2 protein-coding genes and 1 pseudogene are annotated in these 1,284 nt (G+C 63.9%); all 3 read right to left on the bottom strand.

Features of this window, described 5'->3' with window-relative positions:
- A partial coding sequence (locus I8N66_RS37380) for an SDR family NAD(P)-dependent oxidoreductase (RefSeq protein ID WP_291165605.1) occupies nucleotides 1-202 on the bottom strand: 202 nt, incomplete at its 3' end.
- The gene (locus I8N66_RS37375; RefSeq protein WP_043621711.1) at nucleotides 202-1,047 is read right to left on the bottom strand and encodes an ABC transporter permease; all 846 of its coding nucleotides are present in this window, start codon (nucleotides 1,045-1,047) and stop codon (nucleotides 202-204) included. The genes I8N66_RS37380 and I8N66_RS37375, both read right to left, overlap by 1 nt.
- Before the next feature lie 2 nt (nucleotides 1,048-1,049).
- Nucleotides 1,050-1,284, bottom strand: a pseudogene (locus I8N66_RS37370) (ABC transporter permease); the annotation flags it as partial.

Genomic DNA, 1,284 nt, shown 5'->3' with positions numbered 1-1,284 from the left:
CCTCATTGGAAACATCACCGGCCGCCGCGGTCGCCCTGCCGCCTGCCGCGATGATCTCCGCGGCGACGACCTGGCTGCGCTCGGCAGAGAGATCGTTGACCAGCACGGCATAGCCGTCAGTTGCGAGCCTCAAGGCGATGGCACGACCGATGCCGGAGCCGGCGCCGGTGATGATCGCGTTTGGCGAAGAAGCGTCTGCCATTACGCCTCCTCCTGGATCGCAACGCGCTTGGCGCGGCGCACCGACAGCGTCATCAAGGCCGCATAGGTGCCGAGCAGCGCGAAAGAGAAGAGCGTCGTCAGCACGCCGAAGGCGAAGACGTTCGGATGCACCTCGACCGAGAAGGTGCCGTAGATCGCAAGCGGCAGCGTCAGATCACGGCCCGAGGCAAAGAGCGTGCGTGAGAACTCGTCATAGGAGAGCGTGAAAGCAAAGAGCATCGCCGAGAGCACACCGGGGAAGATCAGCGGGAACGTAACCTTGCGGAAGGTGCGCGCCGGGGTAACCCCGAGCGACCAGGACGCCTCTTCCATGCTGGGGTCGAAGCGGTTGAAGATCGCAAGCATCACCAGGAAGGCGAAGGGGAACGTGTAGACCACATGCAGCACGAAGGCGGTGCCCCACCAGTGGCGGTCAATGCCGAGCGTATTGGCAACGAGCGCCATGCCGAGACCGACGAGCACGCCGGGCACCATCATGCCGAGGACGATGAGATAGAAGACCACGCCCGAACCGCGGAACTTGCGGCGAAAGGCCTGCGCTGCGGTGACACCCAGAACGGTCGAGACGATCATGGTCATTACTGCGAGGCCGAGCGAACGCACCAGCGCCTGTTCGATCGGCAGCGGTGCAATACGCGACGGCGGCGTCAGGCCGAAGAGATGCTGGTACCAATAGGTCGACCACTCGATGATCGGGAACTGCGGCCCACCTTCCGGTCCGGTCTGGAACGAAAGGATCGCGAGCACAGCAAGCGGTCCGTAGAGGAAGACCAGGAAGAGCGCGGTGTAGGCGCCGAGGCCGAGTTTCATGCCGCTGGCGTTCATGATCAGAGTTCCTTCCTGAGGTCGACGACCCTGAGCAGAGCGGCGATGACGGCGCCCATCAGGATGGTGAGGACGACGCCGGCGACCGCGGCAAATGCCCATTTCAACGAGCCGACCTGGGTGACGATGATGTTGCCGAGCAGGTTGACCTTGCGGCCGGAGAGCGCTGCGGAGGTGGCGAATTCACCGAGCACCATGACCGAGACGAACATCGCACCGACGACCTCGCCCGGCATG

The sequence above is a fragment of the Ensifer sp. SSB1 genome, assembly GCF_016652895.1.
Classification (GTDB): domain Bacteria; phylum Pseudomonadota; class Alphaproteobacteria; order Rhizobiales; family Rhizobiaceae; genus Ensifer.
The sequence above is the reverse complement of the archived record's forward strand: the minus strand, read 5'-3'. Positions and strand labels throughout refer to the sequence as shown.

Coding starts and splice junctions, on each gene's coding strand:
- I8N66_RS37375 (WP_043621711.1), bottom strand. CDS start 1,047: ATGAACGCCAGCGGCATGAAACTCGGCCTCGGCGCCTACACCGCGCTC.